This window comes from Streptomyces sp. NPDC090108 (assembly GCF_044747185.1).
Taxonomy (GTDB): Bacteria; Actinomycetota; Actinomycetes; order Streptomycetales; family Streptomycetaceae; genus Streptomyces.
This window is the reverse complement of record NZ_JBIVDQ010000001.1, coordinates 62,275-79,366: the sequence shown is the minus strand read 5'-3', so window position 1 is coordinate 79,366 and position 17,092 is coordinate 62,275. Positions and strand designations below refer to the sequence as shown.

The window sequence follows — 17,092 nt, the reverse complement described above, 5'->3', positions numbered from 1 at the left end:
GGCGCTCCGCTCCTCCAACTCCCCCATGCCCGGAGGCACTTGTGGAACGCTCCAGACCCCTGGTCGCTCTTCTCGCGGCCCTGGCCCTGGCCGTGCCCGGCGTCACAGCGCTCTCGTCGGCCGCCCGCGCGGCCGACGCGGACCTCGTCACGAACGGCGGCTTCGAGTCCGGCCTGGCCGACTGGACCTGCACGGCGGCGACGACGGTCACCTCGCCCGTGCACGGCGGCGGCAGCGCACTGCAGGCCACCCCGGCCGGCAGCGACAACGCCCCGTGCACGCAGACGGTGGCCGTCCGGCCGAACTCCACGTACACGCTGTCCGGTTACGTCCGCGGCGCCTACGTCTACCTCGGCGCCACCGGCACCGGCACCACCGACGTCTCCACCTGGACCCCCTCCGCCACCGACTGGCAGAAGCTGACCACCACCTTCACCACCGGCGCCGCCACCACCGGCGTCACCCTCTACACCCACGGCTGGTACGGCACCGGCGCCTACAACGCCGACGACATCTCCCTGACCGGGCCGGGCGGCGGCGGCGCCGGCCAGCCGCCCGCCGCGCCCACCGGCCTTCGTGCCACCGCCGTGACCTCGTCCTCCGTCGCCCTGTCCTGGTCGGCGGTGTCCGGCGCCACCGGCTACGCCGTCTACCGCGACGGGGTCAAGGTGCAGTCGCCGGGCGGGACCTCGGCCACCGTCACCGGCCTCACACCGTCGACGGCTTACAGCTTCCAGGTGAGCGCCGTCAACGCGGCCGGCGAGTCCGCCAGGTCGGCCGCCGTGACCGCCACGACCAGCGCCGGCGGCGGGGGCGGCGGCACCGGCGACCTGCCCGCCCACGCCCTGGTCGGCTACCTCCACACCACCTTCGCCAACGGCTCCGGCTACACCCGCCTCGCCGACGTCCCCGACAGCTGGGACGTCATCGACCTGGCCTTCGGCGAACCCACGTCGGTCACCTCCGGCGACATCCGCTTCAACCGCTGCCCGGTCACCGAGTGCCCGAACGTGGAGAGCGACGCCGACTTCAAGGCGGCGGTCAAAGCCAAGCAGGCGGCGGGCAAGAAGGTGCTGCTCTCGATCGGCGGCCAGAACGGCCAGGTCCAGCTCACCACCGCGGCGGCCCGCGACACCTTCGTCTCCTCGGTCGCGCGGATCATCGACACCTACGGCCTGGACGGCCTCGACATCGACTTCGAGGGCCACTCCCTGTCGCTCGACGCGAACGACACCGACTTCAAGAACCCCACGACACCCGTCGTCGTCAACCTGATCTCGGCGCTGAAGACCCTGAAGGCCAGATACGGGGCCACGTTCGTGCTGACCATGGCGCCGGAGACGTTCTTCGTGCAGATGGGCTACCAGTTCTACGGCACCGGCAGGTTCGGCGGCCAGGACCCGCGCTGCGGCGCCTACCTGCCCGTCCTCTACGCCCTGCGCGACTCCCTGACCCTGCTGCACGTCCAGGACTACAACTCGGGTCCGATCATGGGCCTCGACAACCAGTACCACTCCATGGGCGGCGCCGACTTCCACATCGCCATGACCGACATGCTGCTCACCGGCTTTCCCGTCGCGGGCGACGCCAACAACGTCTTCCCGCCACTGCGCCCGGACCAGGTGGCGATCGGCATGCCCGCCTCCGTCAACGCCGGCAACGGCTACGTGGCCCCGTCCGAGGTCACCAAGGCCCTGGACTGCCTCACGAAGCGGACGAACTGCGGCTCGTACCCGACGCACGGGACGTGGTCCGGCCTGCGGGGTCTGATGACGTGGTCGGTGAACTGGGACCGCTTCTCGAACTGGGAGTTCCAGAAGAACTTCGACGCCTACTTCGGCTGATCACCAGCGACAGCCCCGCCAGCAGCACGGCGCACAGCAGCCAGGCCGCCACCACGTCCAGCGGCCAGTGCCAGCCCCGGCGCACCAGCCCGTACGACACCCCCAGCACGAGCGCCGCGCAGGCGCCGACGAGGATCCGGCGGGCGGCGGGGGAGCGGAGCCAGGGCAGCAGGAGCAGGGTCGCGGCGCCGTAGCCGACCCCCGCCGTCGCCGTGTGGCCGGAGGGGAAATAGCCGACGGCCGGGGGCACCACGGGGGTCCCCGGCCGTGCGGTCCACTCCTTCAGCGGCACGACGACCGCCGGCAGCAGGACCATCAGGACGGCCGCGGCCAGGGGCGGCAGCCACCACCGGTGCGTGCCGGTGGCGCGGCCGTGCCAGGCGGTCCAGCCCAGCGCGAGCACCAGGACCGGCACCGCCACCTGGACGTCGCCGAGATCGGAGAGGAGTTCCGAGAACCGGTCGGGGTGCACGAGTGCCCGGCTGAGCCGGGCGTCGAGCCGCAGCAGCGGACCGTGGCCGACGACCTGCCAGGTGATCAGGGCGAACAGGAGGGCCGGGACACCTAGGAGAGCGGCGTGCACGGCGCGCGGGACGCGGGGGCCGGGCTGCTGGGGAGTCGACACGCGTTCCAGCTTCTCAGGTGCGGCACGGAGAGCGGCGCAGGAGAAGGCGCCGGAAGAAGCCGGAGAACCGGCTGAGGAGAAGCCGCCGGAAAAAGGAGGAGGTCGGCCGCCCCGGAACAAGGGGGGGTGGTTCCGAGGCGGCCGACCGGACCGGAGTGCCGCACGCCCCGGGGGGTTTGGGGCGGCGACCGTCCGATCAGTGAGGAGATCCCGGAGCCGTCAGGCGCCGGTTGTGTGCGCGAGGGCACGACCAGGTCGAAGCTGGGGAGGCCCCGCCCTGAAGTCGTCCACGGTCTCCCGCGGACGAGGTGTATCTCTCATCCGGACCGAACTTACGGCAGGCCGTGGTGCTTGGGCAGGCGGAATCGCGTCCCGCCATCCACCTCGCACACGTTCTTCACATGCCTGCCGCAGTCGGCCTTCAGAGGTGCGGACCACTCGCTCAGATGCGCGGTCCGCGGACCTCTGTCGGATGCGGTCTCAGACGCGCGCGAAGGACTGCTCGATGATGTCCAGACCCTCGTTCAGCAGGTCCTCGCCGATGACCAGCGGGGGCAGGAAGCGCAGCACGTTGCCGTAGGTGCCGCAGGTCAGGACCAGCAGGCCCTCCTGGTGGCAGGCCTTGGCGAGCGCGGCGGCGGCCTCCGGGTGCGGCTCCTTGCCGGCACGGTCCTTGACCAGCTCGATGGCGATCATGGCGCCGCGGCCGCGGATCTCACCGATGATGTCGAACTTCTCCGCCATCGCCTCCAGGCGGCCCTTCATGACCTCCTCGATGCGCTTGGCCTTGCCGTTGAGGTCCTGCTCCTTCATCGTCTCGATGGCGCCGAGCGCGGCGGCGCAGGCCACCGGGTTGCCGCCGTAGGTGCCGCCGAGGCCGCCCGCGTGCGCGGCGTCCATGATCTCGGCGCGGCCCGTCACGGCGGCGAGCGGCATGCCGCCCGCGATGCCCTTGGCGGTGGTGATCAGGTCCGGGACGATGCCCTCGTCCTCGCACGCGAACCACTGGCCGGTGCGGCAGAAGCCGGACTGGATCTCGTCGGCGACGAAGACGATGCCGTTGTCGGCGGCGAACTGGCGGATCGCGGGCAGGAAGCCCTTGGCCGGCTCGATGAAGCCGCCCTCACCGAGCACCGGCTCGATGATGATCGCGGCCACGTTGTCCGCGCCGACCTGCTTGGTGATCTGGTCGATCGCCATCTTCGCGGCCTCGGGGCCGGCGTTCTCCGGGCCGGTCGGCCAGCGGTAGCCGTAGGCGACCGGCACGCGGTACACCTCGGGCGCGAACGGACCGAAGCCGTTCTTGTACGGCATGTTCTTCGAGGTCAGCGCCATCGTGAGGTTCGTACGGCCGTGGTAGCCGTGGTCGAACACGACGACCGCCTGGCGCTTGGTGTACGCACGGGCGATCTTGACGGCGTTCTCGACGGCCTCGGCGCCCGAGTTGAACAGCGCGGACTTCTTGGCGTGGTCGCCCGGGGTGAGCTCGGCGAGGGCCTCGGCGACCTCCACGTAGCCCTCGTACGGGGTGACCATGAAACAGGTGTGGGTGAAGTCGGCCAGCTGGGCGCTCGCCCGGCGTACGACGGCCTCGGCGGAGGCGCCCACGGAGGTCACGGCGATGCCGGAACCGAAGTCGATGAAGCTGTTGCCGTCGACGTCCTCGATGACACCGCCGCCCGCGCGCGTGACGAAGACCGGGAGCGTGGAGCCCACGCCCTGCGCGACCGCGGAGAGACGGCGGGCCTGAAGCTCCTGCGACTTCGGGCCGGGAATGGCGGTGACGACGCGGCGCTCCTGCGGAAGTGCGGTCATGCGGGGCTCCTGGGGGGTATTACGGACTCTTGCCTTCTTTTCTCGCAGGCTAAGACCGGTGCCGGTAGCTGGGCATGCTCCATGTGGGCGTTGTCCGGGGTGACGGTTGTCCGCGATGGACATAGCCGCGGCGGAGCGGGCCGGAGCCCCGCCATCGACCCCGCCGGCCGTTCTCGGCCGCGTAAACAGTGAACTCCCCTTGCCAGGACGTTAGATTGGCTCGCTGACGGTGACGGAACGGCTGGTCAGGGGGCAAGGGCGATGAACAGCGACGGGACGCGGGACGAGCGCCGCGCACAGGTGAACCCGGTGCCGCGCCCGGCGGCGCCGGTGGAGGGCTCCGTCGTGCCGCCGATGCCCGCGGTGCCGCCCGGCGCACCACCCAGGCCGGACGGCACAGCCTTCCTGACCTGGCTGCGCGCGCCCCGGCCCGAGGCCGCGCCCGGAGTGTGGCGCCTGGGCCACCGGCCGCGCCCCGAGCAGGAGCCCGAGCCGACCCCGGCCCGCCAGCTGCTCAGCGGCGCGCTCATCGCCTTCCTCGTCGGCTGGCTGGTGTGGTCCCTGCTCTGGAACGGCTACCTCGGCGGCTGGTGGGTCATCCCGCTGGAACTGTTCACCCCCGACTCCTGGCGCGAGGGGAACAGCCACGTCGGCAACGCCGTCCTCTGGTACTCGTACTACACGCTCATCGCCGTCGCCATCCTGCTCGTCGTCGGCCGGCTCGGCCGGTGGGGAGAGGTCTGGCGACGCTGGGGACCGCCGGCGTGGAGTCCCGCCGGACCGGCCGAGCAGCCGCCCCCCACGCCCGAGCGGGACCTCGCCGAGTGGCCCGAGCTGCGCGCGGCGGGCGGCCACGAGGCCGCCGAACGGCTGGCCTCCGAGGCGAGGGCCGGGATCATGCGGGACGTCGACCACGCGCGGATCAGCCGCGCCTGGCAGAGCGTACGGTCCGGACGGCACGGCCTGACCGCCTTCACCGGCGCTGTGCTGAAGGACGGTTCGGCGGCCTGCGCGCACCCCTCCGGCGACCGCGACCTGCCCGCCCGCCACGGCCGCCACGACCTGCTCACCGGTCAGGTACGGCTCGGCACCACCGCCGACGACCCGCGCAACCCGTACCAGTACCGAGGCTCCGGCCTCGCCCTCGGCCCCGATCTGCTCGGCACCTCGCTGCTCGCCGTCGGTCCGGCCGGTTCCGGCAAGACCGACACCCTGATCCGCCCGCTCGCCGAGTCCCTGTGCCTGCACGCCCTCGCCGGACGGGCCGCCGTCGTGGCCGTCGGAGCGGCGGGCGCGGGCCTCGGGCCGTCCGAGGCCTACGACGTCGTCGTCCGCATCGGACACCCCGACTCCGTGTACGACCTTGACCTGTACGGCGGCACCACCGACCCCGACGAGGCCGCCGCCATACTCGCCGAGGCCCTCGTCGGCGACCTCGCCGACCCGCACCCCGGCAGCGACAGCCGGCGCTCCACCACCGTCCTCGCCCAGCTGCTCGGCCCCTTCCACGCCGTCCACAGACGCTTCCCGTCCGTGCCCGAACTGCGCGGGCTCCTCGACGGTGCCCCCGGCCCGCTGGCCGCCCTGCGCAAGGCGCTCACCGACACCGGCCAGGAGCCGCTGCTCAGGGAGCTCGACGCCCGGGAACGCCAGATGGCGCACCCCGGCGACGTGGGCGCCGTGCTCGCTGACCGGATCGCCCTGCTCGACCGGCCCGCCTTCGCCGCCTTCTTCGACACCTCGGGCGCCTCACGACCCTTCTCCCTCAGGGCCCTCGACCACCCGGTCCGGGTCCGCATCGACCTGCCCGAGCGCGGGCACGCCGACGCCTCCCGCATCCTGGCCCGGCTGGTGCTCGCCCAGTTCACGGCCGGCGTGACGGCACGGGAGGACCGGTCGCTGTTCGCCTGCCTGCTGCTGGACGACGCCGGCGGGGTGGTCACTCCGGAGGCCGTGCGCGGCATCCAGCGGCTGCGTTCCGCGGGCGCGGGAGCCGTACTGACCCTGCGCACCCTGGACGACGTGCCCCGGCCGCTGCGCGGCCCGCTGCTCGGCGCCACCGGCTGCCGGATGGCGCTGTCCGGGCTCACCCCCTGGGACGGCCAGGACTTCGCCGAGGTGTGGGGCAAGGAGTGGATCGAGGCCCGCGACGTCACCGACCGGCAGATCATCGCCGAGACCCCGGCCGGCAAGGCCGTGCACATGCTGCGCCGTGTCATCACCGGCAAGGCGCCCACCGCCCGGGCCGTCACCGTGCGGCAGGTGGAGCGGGAGCGGTGGTCCGCTTCCGAGCTGGCGCACGGGGTGCCGCCCGGGCACGCGGTGCTGTCGCTGACGACCGTGCGCGGCGAGCACGCGCCGCCGCTGCTGGTGGACCTGCGGGGGTGAACGGAGGGTCCCCGCGGGCGCGGCCTGCGGGCGAGGGACGGGGACCGGCGGCGTTCGGGCTCGCGGTGCCCGGACCGGCGGTGCCCGGGTCGATGCCGTTCGAGCCGGTGCCGGTCGGGCCGGCGCCGGTCGGGACCGTGCCGGTCGGGCCGGCGTTGCCGAGGTCGACGTCGACAGGTCCGGTGTCGACAGGGCCGGCGTTGCCGAGGCCGACGTCGACAGGTCCGGCGTCGGCGGGTCCGGCGTCGGGACGGTGGGGCATCGGACGGTGAGGCAGAATCGGCACAGGCCGTTCATACGCGGCGGCCAATTGATCACGACGATCACCGGACCCGCGCGACCCACCGCGCTCCGACCGGCGCCCGTGCCCGCGTCACCGACCTGAAGGCCCCATGCCCCCGACCCTCGCCTCGCTCGTCCACCACTCCGCGCTCAAGCTGACCGTGCGCGCGGGCGAGGACCGCCTCGACGTGCCCGTCCGCTGGGCCCACGTCAGCGAGCTGGCCGACCCCGTCCCCTACATGGAGGGCGGCGAGCTCCTGCTCGTCACCGCGCTCAAACTGGACGCGGAGGACCCCGAGGCGATGCGCCGGTACGTGAAGCGGCTGGCCGACGCCGGCGTCGTCGGACTCGGCTTCGCCGTCGGGGTGAACTACGACGACATCCCCGACGCCCTCGTCGAAGCCGCCCGACACGAGGGGCTGCCCCTGCTGGAGGTGCCCCGCCGCACCCCCTTCCTCGCCATCAGCAAGGCCGTCTCCGCGGCGATCGCCGCCGACCAGTACCGCGCGGTGACAGCGGGCTTCGCCGCCCAGCGCGAACTGACCCGGCAGGCACTGACCGCCGGCCCCGAGGGCGTCCTCGCCGCCCTCGCCGCCCAGGTCGACGGCTGGGCCGCCCTCTACGACGCCTCCGGAGCCGTCGTCGCCGCCGCGCCCGAGTGGGCCGGCCGCCGCGCCGCCCGGCTCGTCACCGAGGTCGAACGGCTGCGGGAACGGCCCACGCCCGCCTCCGTCGTGGCCGGCGCCCCCGACAACGAGGACCGGGTGGAACTGCACTCCCTCGGCACCGGCCGCCGCCCGCGCGCCGCGCTCGCCGTCGGCACGGCCGCCGCCCCCGGGACCGCCGAACGCTACGCCGTCCACTCCGCGATCGCCCTGCTCACCCTCACCACCGAACGCTCCCGCTCGCTGTACGCGGCCGAGCAGCGGATCGGTTCGGCCGTGCTGCGCATGCTGCTCGCCGGGGAGCCCGACCACGCCCGGGCCGTCGCCGGTGACCTGTACGGCGGACTCCTGGACGCACCCTTCCGGGTGATCGTCGCCGAGGTGGTCCCCGGCCCGGCCGGACGGCCGCACACCGAGACGGACACCGACGCGCTCGGCGCGGTCGCGGAGGCGGTGGAGTCGGCGGCCGCGCGGTCCGGGGAGAGCGTCCTCGTCGTACCGGACGGCGACCGGCTGGTCGTGCTGGCCGCGGACGGGGGAGCGGCCGTCGCCGCGTGCGCCGCGCACGCGGCCGCGCTGGAAGCCGCGCGCCCCGCGCGGGAGCAGACGCCGGGGGACGAACAGGAACTGGTCGTCGGACTCTCCGCCCCGGTCGGGCCGATCGCCGCGGCCGCCGCGTACAAGCAGGCCGAGCAGGCACTGTCCGTGGCCAGGCGGCGCGGGCGCGTGTGCGTGGAGCACGAGCAGCTCGCGGCCGGCTCGGTGCTGCCGCTGCTGGCCGACGACGCGGTGAAGGCGTTCGCCGACGGCCTGCTGCGGGCCCTGTACGAGCACGACGCCACGGGCCGCGGGGACCTGGTCGCCTCGCTGCGGGCGTGGCTGTCCCGGCACGGCCAGTGGGACGCCGCCGCGGCGGACCTCGGCGTCCACCGCCACACCCTGCGCTACCGGATGCGCCGGGTCGAGGAGATCCTCGGACGCTCCCTCGACGACGCGGACGTACGGATGGAGCTGTGGCTCGCGCTGAAGGCGACCTCGTCGGAGTGAGCCGCCGCCCCGGGCGTCCGCCGAGCCGCCGCCCGGGCGTCCGCTGAGCCGCTGCCGCCGTCCCGGTACACGTGCGCGGCCCCCGACGTCGGCCCTCGCGCCCGCGCCTGCCCCCGCCCCCCGGGCGTCGGCAGGCCCCCCGGGCGTCGGCCCCCGCCCCCGCGTCGGCCCCTGCCCCCCCGGGCGTCGGGCCGCCCCCGCGTCGGCCCCCGCCCTGCCTCCGAGACCCGTTCCGGTCCGCGCCGTCCAGGTTCGTTCCCACCAGGCCAAAGCGGAGCGTCCGCGCGGGCCACCCGTACGTCCCGGACAAGCGACCCCCGGCCGGGCCCGCCCTACGGTGGTCCACGAACCGAACGAAACCCCCAACGCGGAAGGGCCGGGACTCGTACATGACTTCCACCCACGCCTTCTGGCTCGCCGGCCGCCAGGCCACCGGCGAGGACAGCTTCGACGTCACTTCCCCCTGGGACGGCCGGGTCGTCGCCGCGGTCAGCGTGCCGACCGACGCCCAGGTCGAGGAGGCCGTGGCCGCCGCGCACGCGGTCCGCGACGAGTTCGCCGCGACCCCGGCCCACGTCCGCGCCGGCGCCCTGGACCACGTCAGCAAGCGCCTCGCCGAGCGCGCCGAGGAGATCGCCAAGCTGATCTCCGCCGAGAACGGCAAGCCGATCAAGTGGGCCCGCGGCGAGGTCGGCCGCGCCGTGTCCGTCTTCCGCTTCGCCGCCGAGGAGGCCCGGCGCTTCAACGGCGGCGAGGCCCAGCGCCTCGACACCGACGCCGGCGGCCAGGGCCGTCTCGCCCTGACCCGCCGCTTCCCCAAGGGCGTCGTCCTCGGCATCGCGCCGTTCAACTTCCCGCTGAACCTGTGCGCGCACAAGGTCGCCCCGGCCATCGCCGCCGGCGCCCCGATCATCCTGAAGCCGGCCCCGGCCACCCCGCTGTCCGGCCTGATCCTGGGTGAGCTGCTCGCCGAGACCGACCTGCCGGCCGGCTCCTGGAGCATCCTGCCGGTCGCCAACGACAAGATGCCCGCCCTGGTCCAGGACGAGCGCCTGCCGGTCATCTCCTTCACGGGTTCCGAGAAGGTCGGCTACGCGATCATGGACTCGGTGCCGCGCAAGCACTGCACCCTGGAGCTGGGCGGCAACGGCGCGGCCGTCGTCCTCGGCGACTGGGCGAGCGACGCCGACCTGGACTGGGCCGCGACCCGCATCGCGACCTTCTCCAACTACCAGGGCGGCCAGTCCTGCATCTCCGTGCAGCGCGTGATCGCGGACGCCTCCGTCTACGACCGCCTGCTGCCGCGCATCGTCGCCGCCGTCGAGGCCCAGGTCACCGGTGACCCGAACGACGACAAGACCGACGTCGGCCCGCTCGTCAGCGAGGACGCCGCCAAGCGCGTCGAGGCCTGGGTCGACGAGGCCGTCGCCGCGGGCGCCCAGCTCCTCACCGGCGGCGAGCGCGACGGCGCCACCTACGCGCCGACCGTGCTCACCGGCCTCCCGGGCGGCACCACCCTCGCCTGCGAGGAGGTCTTCGGACCCGTCCTCAGCGTGCTGAAGGTGGACGGCGAGGCCGAGGCCTTCGCCGCCGTCAACGACTCCAAGTACGGCCTCCAGGCAGGCGTGTTCACCCACGACATCCAGATCGCCTTCCGCGCCCACAGCGCTCTCGAGGTCGGCGGTGTCATCATCGGCGACGTCCCGTCCTACCGCGCCGACCAGATGCCGTACGGCGGCGCCAAGCAGTCCGGTGTGGGCCGCGAGGGTGTCCGCTACGCGATGGAGGACTACACCTACGAGCGCGTCCTGGTCCTCACCGGCGTCGCCCTCTGACCCGCTGACCTGCCGGCCTGTCGCGGACAGACCGGAGTCGGAACGGCCCGAGCCCGCTGTGCGGGGGCTCGGGCCGTTCTTTTCCCCTTTTGATAAAAGCCATCTATTGATCAATAACCCGCGGTTATCAAGTGCGGATATAAGCGCCGCCTATCAAGCAATTGATTGCGCTTTTGACTTTCCCCCACCGATGGGCGCACACTTCCTCAGCGCCGGGAAGCCGGACATTCGCGGACAACGCTCGAATCAGCGGCGCACCCGTCGATGTCGGCCCATCAGCCGATCGGTCCCGCTCTCCCGTGTCGCCGCCGGGTGGCGACGGAGCCAGACCCGGCCCTCGATTTCCACTGAGCAGTCGCTGGGAGCACCACCGTGCCGATACCACTTGAAGAGGCCCTGGACCTGCAGGTCGAGACCGCGCGGCACAAGGCCGACCTGCTCCGTTCGCCCGGACGCTACCTGGTGCTCTCCGCGCTCGCCGGAGCCTTCATCGGCGTCGGCGTCGTCCTGATGGTCATGGTGACCGGCCCCCTCGGCCTGGCCCACTCCCCGTGGGTCAAGCTGATCCAGGGCCTGGTCTTCGGCGTCGCGCTGACCCTGGTGATCTTCGCCGGCGGCGAGCTGGCCACCAGCAACATGATGACGATGGTCCAGGGCGCCGCCCGCCGCCGCGTGCGCGCCCTCGTCGCCGCCGCCGTCATCGTCGCCTCCCTCCTCGGCAACCTCGTCGGCTCCGTCGTCCTCGCCTGGCTGGTGCACCGCGCCGGGGTGCTGGACATCACGGCGGCCCCCGGCACCCCCGCGCCCGGCTCGACCATGCTGGCCGGCATGCTGCACGCCAAGCTCGCGGAGAGCGGCGACGTGCTGTTCTTCCGCGGCATGCTCTGCAACTTCCTGGTCTGCCTCACCGTGTGGATGGGCGTGCGGACCCGCTCCGACGCCGCCAGGATCATGCTGATCTTCGCGGGCATCCTGGCCTTCGTCGGCTCGGGCTTCGAGCACGTCGTCGCCAACATGACGACCTTCTCCCTGGGCCTGTTCGAGCACGTCCCGGGCGTCACCGTGGGCGCCTTCGCCCACAACCTGCTCTTCGTCGGCCTCGGCAACCTCGTCGGCGGCGGCCTCCTGGTCGGCGCGGCCTTCGCCTTCACCGGCCGCCGAGACACCCCCGCCGCCGTACCGGCGCCCCGCTCGGGTGAGCCCACGCCGTCCGAGCCCGCCGCCCAGGCCGCCGCGACCGTCTGACCCGGCTCCCTCCGGCGCCCACGCCGGCACACACTCTCCGCGCTCCGCCCGGCCCAGGACCCGTCCCCGCGTCCTCGGCACGGACGGAGCGCGGAGGCATACCGGGCCCCCGGCGCACCCGTCCGGGGTCCCGCGAACGGCCCAGTCGGCCCGGCGCGGTCCACGGGCCGCCCCCGCGGACCGGGCCCGCCCGGCGGCCGCCGCCCCGGCCCCGGCCACCCGTACGCCGCTACGCCGACCGGAGCAGCCGGTTCCACCGGCCCGGAGTGCCCGGCCGCGCGCGAGAGGGGTGGTGGGAACGGCCCGTTTCGGGTACCAACGATCCAGTAGCACTGGTCGGTAACGAACGGTCCGCATTCACCCTTCTTCGCGGCGAGGTGAGCCTCATGTCGGCCCCCACCACCCAACGCACCAACGTCACCGAACGCGAGGCCCGCCAGGTGGCGGAGGCCGCGCGCGAACAGGACTGGCGCAAGCCGAGCTTCGCCAAGGAACTGTTCCTCGGGCGCTTCCGGCTCGACCTCATCCACCCCCACCCCCTGCCGGACGACGAGAGCGTGCGCCGCGGTGAGGAGTTCCTGGCCAGGCTCGGCGCCTTCTGCGAGTCCGCCATCGACCCCGCCCGCATCGAGCGGGAGTCCCGCATCCCCGACGAGGTCGTCGCCGGCCTGAAGGAACTCGGCGCCCTCGGCATGAAGATCGACACCAAGTACGGCGGCCTGGGCCTCAGCCAGCTGTACTACAACAAGGCCCTCGCCCTGGTCGGCTCCGTCAGCCCCGCGGTCGGCGCCCTGCTCTCCGCGCACCAGTCGATCGGCGTGCCCCAGCCGCTGAAGATATTCGGCACCCAGGAGCAGAAGGACGCCTTCCTGCCCCGCTGCGCCCGCACCGACATCTCCGCCTTCCTGCTCACCGAGCCCGACGTCGGCTCCGACCCGGCCCGGCTCGCCACCGCCGCCGTCCCCGACGGCGACGACTACGTCCTCGACGGCGTGAAGCTGTGGACCACCAACGGTGTGGTCGCCGACCTCCTCGTCGTCATGGCACGGGTACCCAAGGCGGACGGACACCCCGGCGGCATCACCGCGTTCGTGGTCGAGGCCGACGCCGAGGGCATCACCGTCGAGAACCGCAACGCCTTCATGGGCCTGCGCGGCATCGAGAACGGCGTCACCCGCTTCCACCAGGTACGCGTCCCCGCCGCCAACCGCATCGGCCCCGAGGGCGCCGGCCTGAAGATCGCGCTCACCACCCTCAACACCGGCCGCCTGTCCCTGCCCGCCATGTGCGCGGGCGCCGGCAAGTGGTGCCTGAAGATCGCCCGCGAGTGGGCCGCCGAGCGCGAGCAGTGGGGCAGGCCGGTGGCGCTGCACGAGGCCGTCGGCTCCAAGATCAGCTTCATCGCGGCCACCACGTTCGCCCTGGAGGCCGTGGTGGACCTGGCCTCCCAGATGGCCGACGAGGACCGCAACGACATCCGCATCGAGGCCGCCCTCGCCAAGCTCTACGGCTCCGAGATGTCCTGGCTGATGGCCGACGAACTCGTCCAGATCCGCGGCGGCCGCGGCTACGAGACCGCCGAGTCCCTCAAGGCCCGCGGCGAGCGCGCCGTACCGGCCGAGCAGATGCTGCGCGACCTGCGCATCAACCGCATCTTCGAGGGCTCCACGGAGATCATGCACCTGCTCATCGCCCGCGAGGCCGTCGACGCCCACCTCGCGGTCGCCGGCGACCTCATCGACCCCGACAAGCCCCTCTCGGACAAGGCGCGGGCCGGCGCCAACGCCGGCGTCTTCTACGCCAAGTGGCTGCCGAAGCTCGTCGCGGGACCCGGCCAGCTCCCGACCTCGTACGGCGAGTTCAAACGCGACGTCGACCTCTCCGGACACCTGCGCTACGTCGAGCGGCACGCCCGCAAGCTCGCCCGCTCCACCTTCTACGCCATGTCCCGCTGGCAGGGCCGTATGGAGACCAAGCAGGGCTTCCTCGGACGGATCGTCGACATCGGCGCCGAACTCTTCGCGATGAGCGCCGCGTGCGTCCGCGCGGAGCGGCTGCGCGCCGAGGGCGAGCACGGCCGCGAGGCCTACCAGCTCGCCGACGCCTTCTGCCACCAGGCCCGCGTCCGCGTCGAGGAGCTCTTCGGCCGCCTGTGGTCCAACACCGACGACCTCGACCGCAAGGTCGTCAAGGGCGTCCTCGGCGGGGCCTACACCTGGCTGGAGGAAGGCGTCCTCGACCCCTCGGGCGACGGCGTCTGGATCGCGGACGCCGCTCCCGGCCCCAGCGAGCACCCGTCCGCCCGCCGCCCCTACGGAAGCGGCCCCGAGAAGGCCTGACCCCGCCCCCCGGACTCCCGCCCGCGCCCCCCCCGCGACGCGCTGGCGGGAGTCCACGCGCGGCAGCCCCCGCGCCGAGGCAGGCCCGGCCGTGATGGCGGGCGTCCGCACGCACAGCAGCCCCCGCGCTCAGGCCGGTCCAACCGTGACGGCGGGAGTCCGCGCGCACGGCAGCCCCCGCGCCAGGCCGGGCCGGCCGTGACGGTGCGCGTCCGGCCGTCGGATCCCCGTACACCCCAACCGCTCCATCCCGCGACGAAAGCCGCAAGGCCACCCACCCGGGGGACGCGCTGTCCTGAGGGCCGCGAACAGCGGCCACAATGGGGGGATGACCGACAGTCCCGTCAGCCCCGCCCCGCTCGCCGACCCGCACCTCGTGTACGACCCGCTCGCGGGAGACGGCCCGAAGGACGTGGTGATCCTCGGCTCCACCGGGTCCATCGGCACCCAGGCCATCGACCTCGTGCTGCGCAACCCCGGCCGCTTCCGGGTCACCGCTCTCTCCGCGAACGGCAGCCGCGTCGCGCTCCTCGCCGAGCAGGCCCACCGGCTGCGGGTGCGCACCGTCGCGGTCGCCCGCGAGGACGCCGTACCGGCGCTGCGCGAGGCCCTCGGCGAGCGGTACGGCGCGGGCGAGCCGCTCCCGGAGATCCTCGCCGGGCCCGACGCGGCCACCGAGGTCGCCGCCTCCGCCTGCCACACCGTGCTGAACGGCATCACGGGCTCCATCGGTCTCGCGCCCACCCTCGCCGCCCTGGAGGCCGGCCGCACCCTCGCGCTCGCCAACAAGGAGTCGCTGATCGTCGGCGGCCCGCTGGTCAAGGCGCTGGCCAAGCCCGGCCAGATCATCCCGGTCGACTCCGAGCACGCCGCGCTCTTCCAGGGCCTCGCCGCCGGCACCCGGGCCGACGTCCGCAAGCTCGTCGTCACCGCCTCCGGCGGCCCCTTCCGCGGCCGCACCAAGGCCGAGCTGGCCGACGTCACCGTCGCGGACGCCCTCGCCCACCCCACCTGGGCGATGGGCCCGGTGATCACGATCAACTCCGCGACCCTGGTCAACAAGGGCCTGGAGGTCATCGAGGCGCACCTGCTCTACGACATTCCCTTCGACCGCATTGAGGTCGTCGTGCACCCGCAGTCGTATGTCCACTCGATGGTCGAGTTCAGCGACGGATCCACGATCGCCCAGGCGACGCCCCCCGACATGCGGGGGCCGATCGCCATCGGTCTGGGCTGGCCCGAGCGCGTCCCGGACGCCGCCCCGGCATTCGACTGGAGCAAGGCCTCCACCTGGGAATTCTTCCCGCTGGACAACGAGGCCTTCCCGTCGGTGAACCTCGCCCGGCACGTGGGACAGCTCGCGGGCACCGCCCCGGCGGTGTTCAATGCGGCCAACGAGGAGTGCGTCGAGGCGTTCCGCAACGGCGCACTGCCCTTCAACGGCATCATGGAGACCGTCACCCGGGTCGTCGAGGAACACGGCACCCCGGCGTCGGGAACTTCACTCACCGTGTCGGACGTCCTCGAAGCAGAGACCTGGGCGCGAGCCCGGGCCCGCGAACTCACAGCCACGACGGCGACCCCGGAGGCGCGTGCATGACGACCTTGATGTTCATCCTCGGCATAGGGGTCTTCTTCATCGGACTCCTTGTCTCGATCGCCTGGCACGAGCTGGGTCACCTCTCCACGGCCAAGCTCTTCGGCATCCGCGTCCCGCAGTACATGGTCGGTTTCGGCCCGACCGTCTGGTCGCGGCACAAGGGCGACACCGAGTACGGCGTCAAGGCGATCCCGCTCGGCGGGTACATCCGGATGATCGGCATGTTCCCGCCGGACGACCAGGGCAGGGTCTCCGCGCGCTCCACCTCACCGTGGCGCGGCATGATCGAGGACGCCCGTTCGGCGGCCTTCGAGGAGCTCAAAGAGGGCGACGAGACGCGCATGTTCTACACGCGCAAGCCGTGGAAGCGCGTCATCGTCATGTTCGCGGGCCCCTTCATGAACCTGGTGCTCGCGGTCGGCCTCTTCCTCACCGTGCTGATGGGCTTCGGCATCCAGCAGCAGACCAACACGGTCGCCTCGGTCTCGCCCTGCGTCATCGCCGCCAGCCAGCACCGTGACACGTGCAAGAAGTCCGACCCCGCCTCCCCGGCGGCGGCGGCCGGCCTGAAGAACCACGACAAGATCCTCTCCTTCGACGGCAAGCCGACCAAGGACTGGAACACGCTCTCCGACCTCATCCGGGACAGCGCCGGAAGGACCGTCCCGATCGTCGTGGAGCGCGGCGGGCAGGACCTCACCCTGCACGCGACGATCGCCACCAACCAGGTCGCCCAGAAGGACTCCAGCGGCACCTACGTCCAGGGCAAGTACGTCAAGGCGGGCTTCCTCGGCTTCAGCGCCGCCAACGGCGTGGTCAAGCTCGGCTTCGGCGACTCCATGACCTGGATGACCGACCGGGTCGGCGACGCCGTCGACAACCTCGTCGCCATCCCCGGCAAGATCCCGGCCCTGTGGAACGCCGCCTTCGGCGACGGCCCGCGCGAGCCGGACTCCCCGATGGGCATCGTCGGCGCCGCCCGCATCACCGGCGACATCGCCACCCTGGACATCCCCGCCTCGCAGCAGGTGGCGATGTTCGTCTTCGTCCTCGCCGGCTTCAACCTCTCCCTGTTCCTGTTCAACATGCTTCCCCTGCTCCCCCTGGACGGCGGCCACATCGCCGGCGCCCTGTGGGAGTCCCTCCGCCGCAACCTGGCCCGCGTCCTGCGCCGCCCCGACCCGGGCCCCTTCGACGTGGCCAAGCTGATGCCGGTCGCCTACGTGGTGGCGGGAATCTTCGTCTGCTTCACCGTGCTCGTCCTGATCGCGGACGTCGTCAACCCGGTCAAGATCAGCTGACGGGTCTCTTGCTCCCGGCGGCCCGGATCCGCGTGTTCCGGGCCGCCACTCATTGAGTGGGTTTAGCGGGTGGGATGTGCTGGGGCCCGGGACAGTGTCGTAATCT

Annotated in this window: 9 protein-coding genes and 1 pseudogene; 8 read left to right on the top strand and 2 right to left on the bottom strand. The window is 72.9% G+C overall.

Features of this window, described 5'->3' with window-relative positions; translation table 11 throughout:
• Positions 1-41: 41 nt before the first annotated feature.
• On the top strand, positions 42-1,844 hold the full coding sequence (locus tag ACIPRD_RS00280) for a chitinase (RefSeq protein WP_401558691.1): 1,803 nt from the start codon (positions 42-44) through the stop codon (positions 1,842-1,844).
• Here the strand turns inward: ACIPRD_RS00280 and ACIPRD_RS00275 are convergent.
• Both ACIPRD_RS00275 and gabT read right to left on the bottom strand, forming a co-directional pair.
• Positions 1,786-2,469: pseudogene (locus ACIPRD_RS00275) on the bottom strand (phosphatase PAP2 family protein); the annotation flags it as partial. The gene ACIPRD_RS00280 and the pseudogene ACIPRD_RS00275 overlap by 59 nt on opposite strands.
• Positions 2,470-2,949: 480 nt before the next feature.
• Entirely contained in the window at positions 2,950-4,284 is a 1,335-nt protein-coding gene (gene gabT, locus ACIPRD_RS00270) for a 4-aminobutyrate--2-oxoglutarate transaminase (protein ID WP_356404333.1), read from the bottom strand.
• 261 nt (positions 4,285-4,545) lie between these two features.
• Here gabT and ACIPRD_RS00265 point away from each other — a divergent pair, with 261 nt between their 5' ends.
• The 7 genes from ACIPRD_RS00265 (at position 4,546) to ACIPRD_RS00235 (ending at position 16,986) form a co-directional block, all read left to right on the top strand.
• The gene (locus ACIPRD_RS00265) at positions 4,546-6,672 is read left to right on the top strand and encodes an ATP-binding protein (RefSeq protein ID WP_401558690.1); all 2,127 of its coding nucleotides are present in this window, start codon (positions 4,546-4,548) and stop codon (positions 6,670-6,672) included.
• 392 nt (positions 6,673-7,064) lie between these two features.
• Entirely contained in the window at positions 7,065-8,666 is a 1,602-nt protein-coding gene (locus ACIPRD_RS00260; protein ID WP_401558687.1) for a PucR family transcriptional regulator, read from the top strand.
• Between the two features lie 389 nt (positions 8,667-9,055).
• Complete coding sequence (locus ACIPRD_RS00255; protein ID WP_356404339.1) at positions 9,056-10,501, top strand: aldehyde dehydrogenase family protein; 1,446 nt, start codon at positions 9,056-9,058, stop codon at positions 10,499-10,501.
• A gap of 372 nt (positions 10,502-10,873) precedes the next feature.
• A complete protein-coding gene (locus ACIPRD_RS00250; RefSeq protein WP_401558685.1) occupies positions 10,874-11,746 on the top strand; it encodes a formate/nitrite transporter family protein in 873 nt (290 codons plus the stop codon).
• 386 nt (positions 11,747-12,132) lie between these two features.
• Positions 12,133-14,085 carry an acyl-CoA dehydrogenase family protein gene (locus tag ACIPRD_RS00245; RefSeq protein ID WP_401558683.1) on the top strand — a complete coding sequence of 651 codons (1,953 nt, stop codon included), beginning with the start codon at positions 12,133-12,135 and terminating at the stop codon, positions 14,083-14,085.
• A gap of 328 nt (positions 14,086-14,413) precedes the next feature.
• A complete protein-coding gene (gene dxr / locus ACIPRD_RS00240; protein ID WP_356404345.1) occupies positions 14,414-15,685 on the top strand; it encodes a 1-deoxy-D-xylulose-5-phosphate reductoisomerase in 1,272 nt (423 codons plus the stop codon).
• Entirely contained in the window at positions 15,682-16,986 is a 1,305-nt protein-coding gene (locus ACIPRD_RS00235) for a M50 family metallopeptidase (protein ID WP_401558679.1), read from the top strand. The genes dxr and ACIPRD_RS00235 overlap by 4 nt, the downstream gene beginning before the upstream one ends.
• The last annotated feature ends 106 nt before the right edge of the window (positions 16,987-17,092 follow it).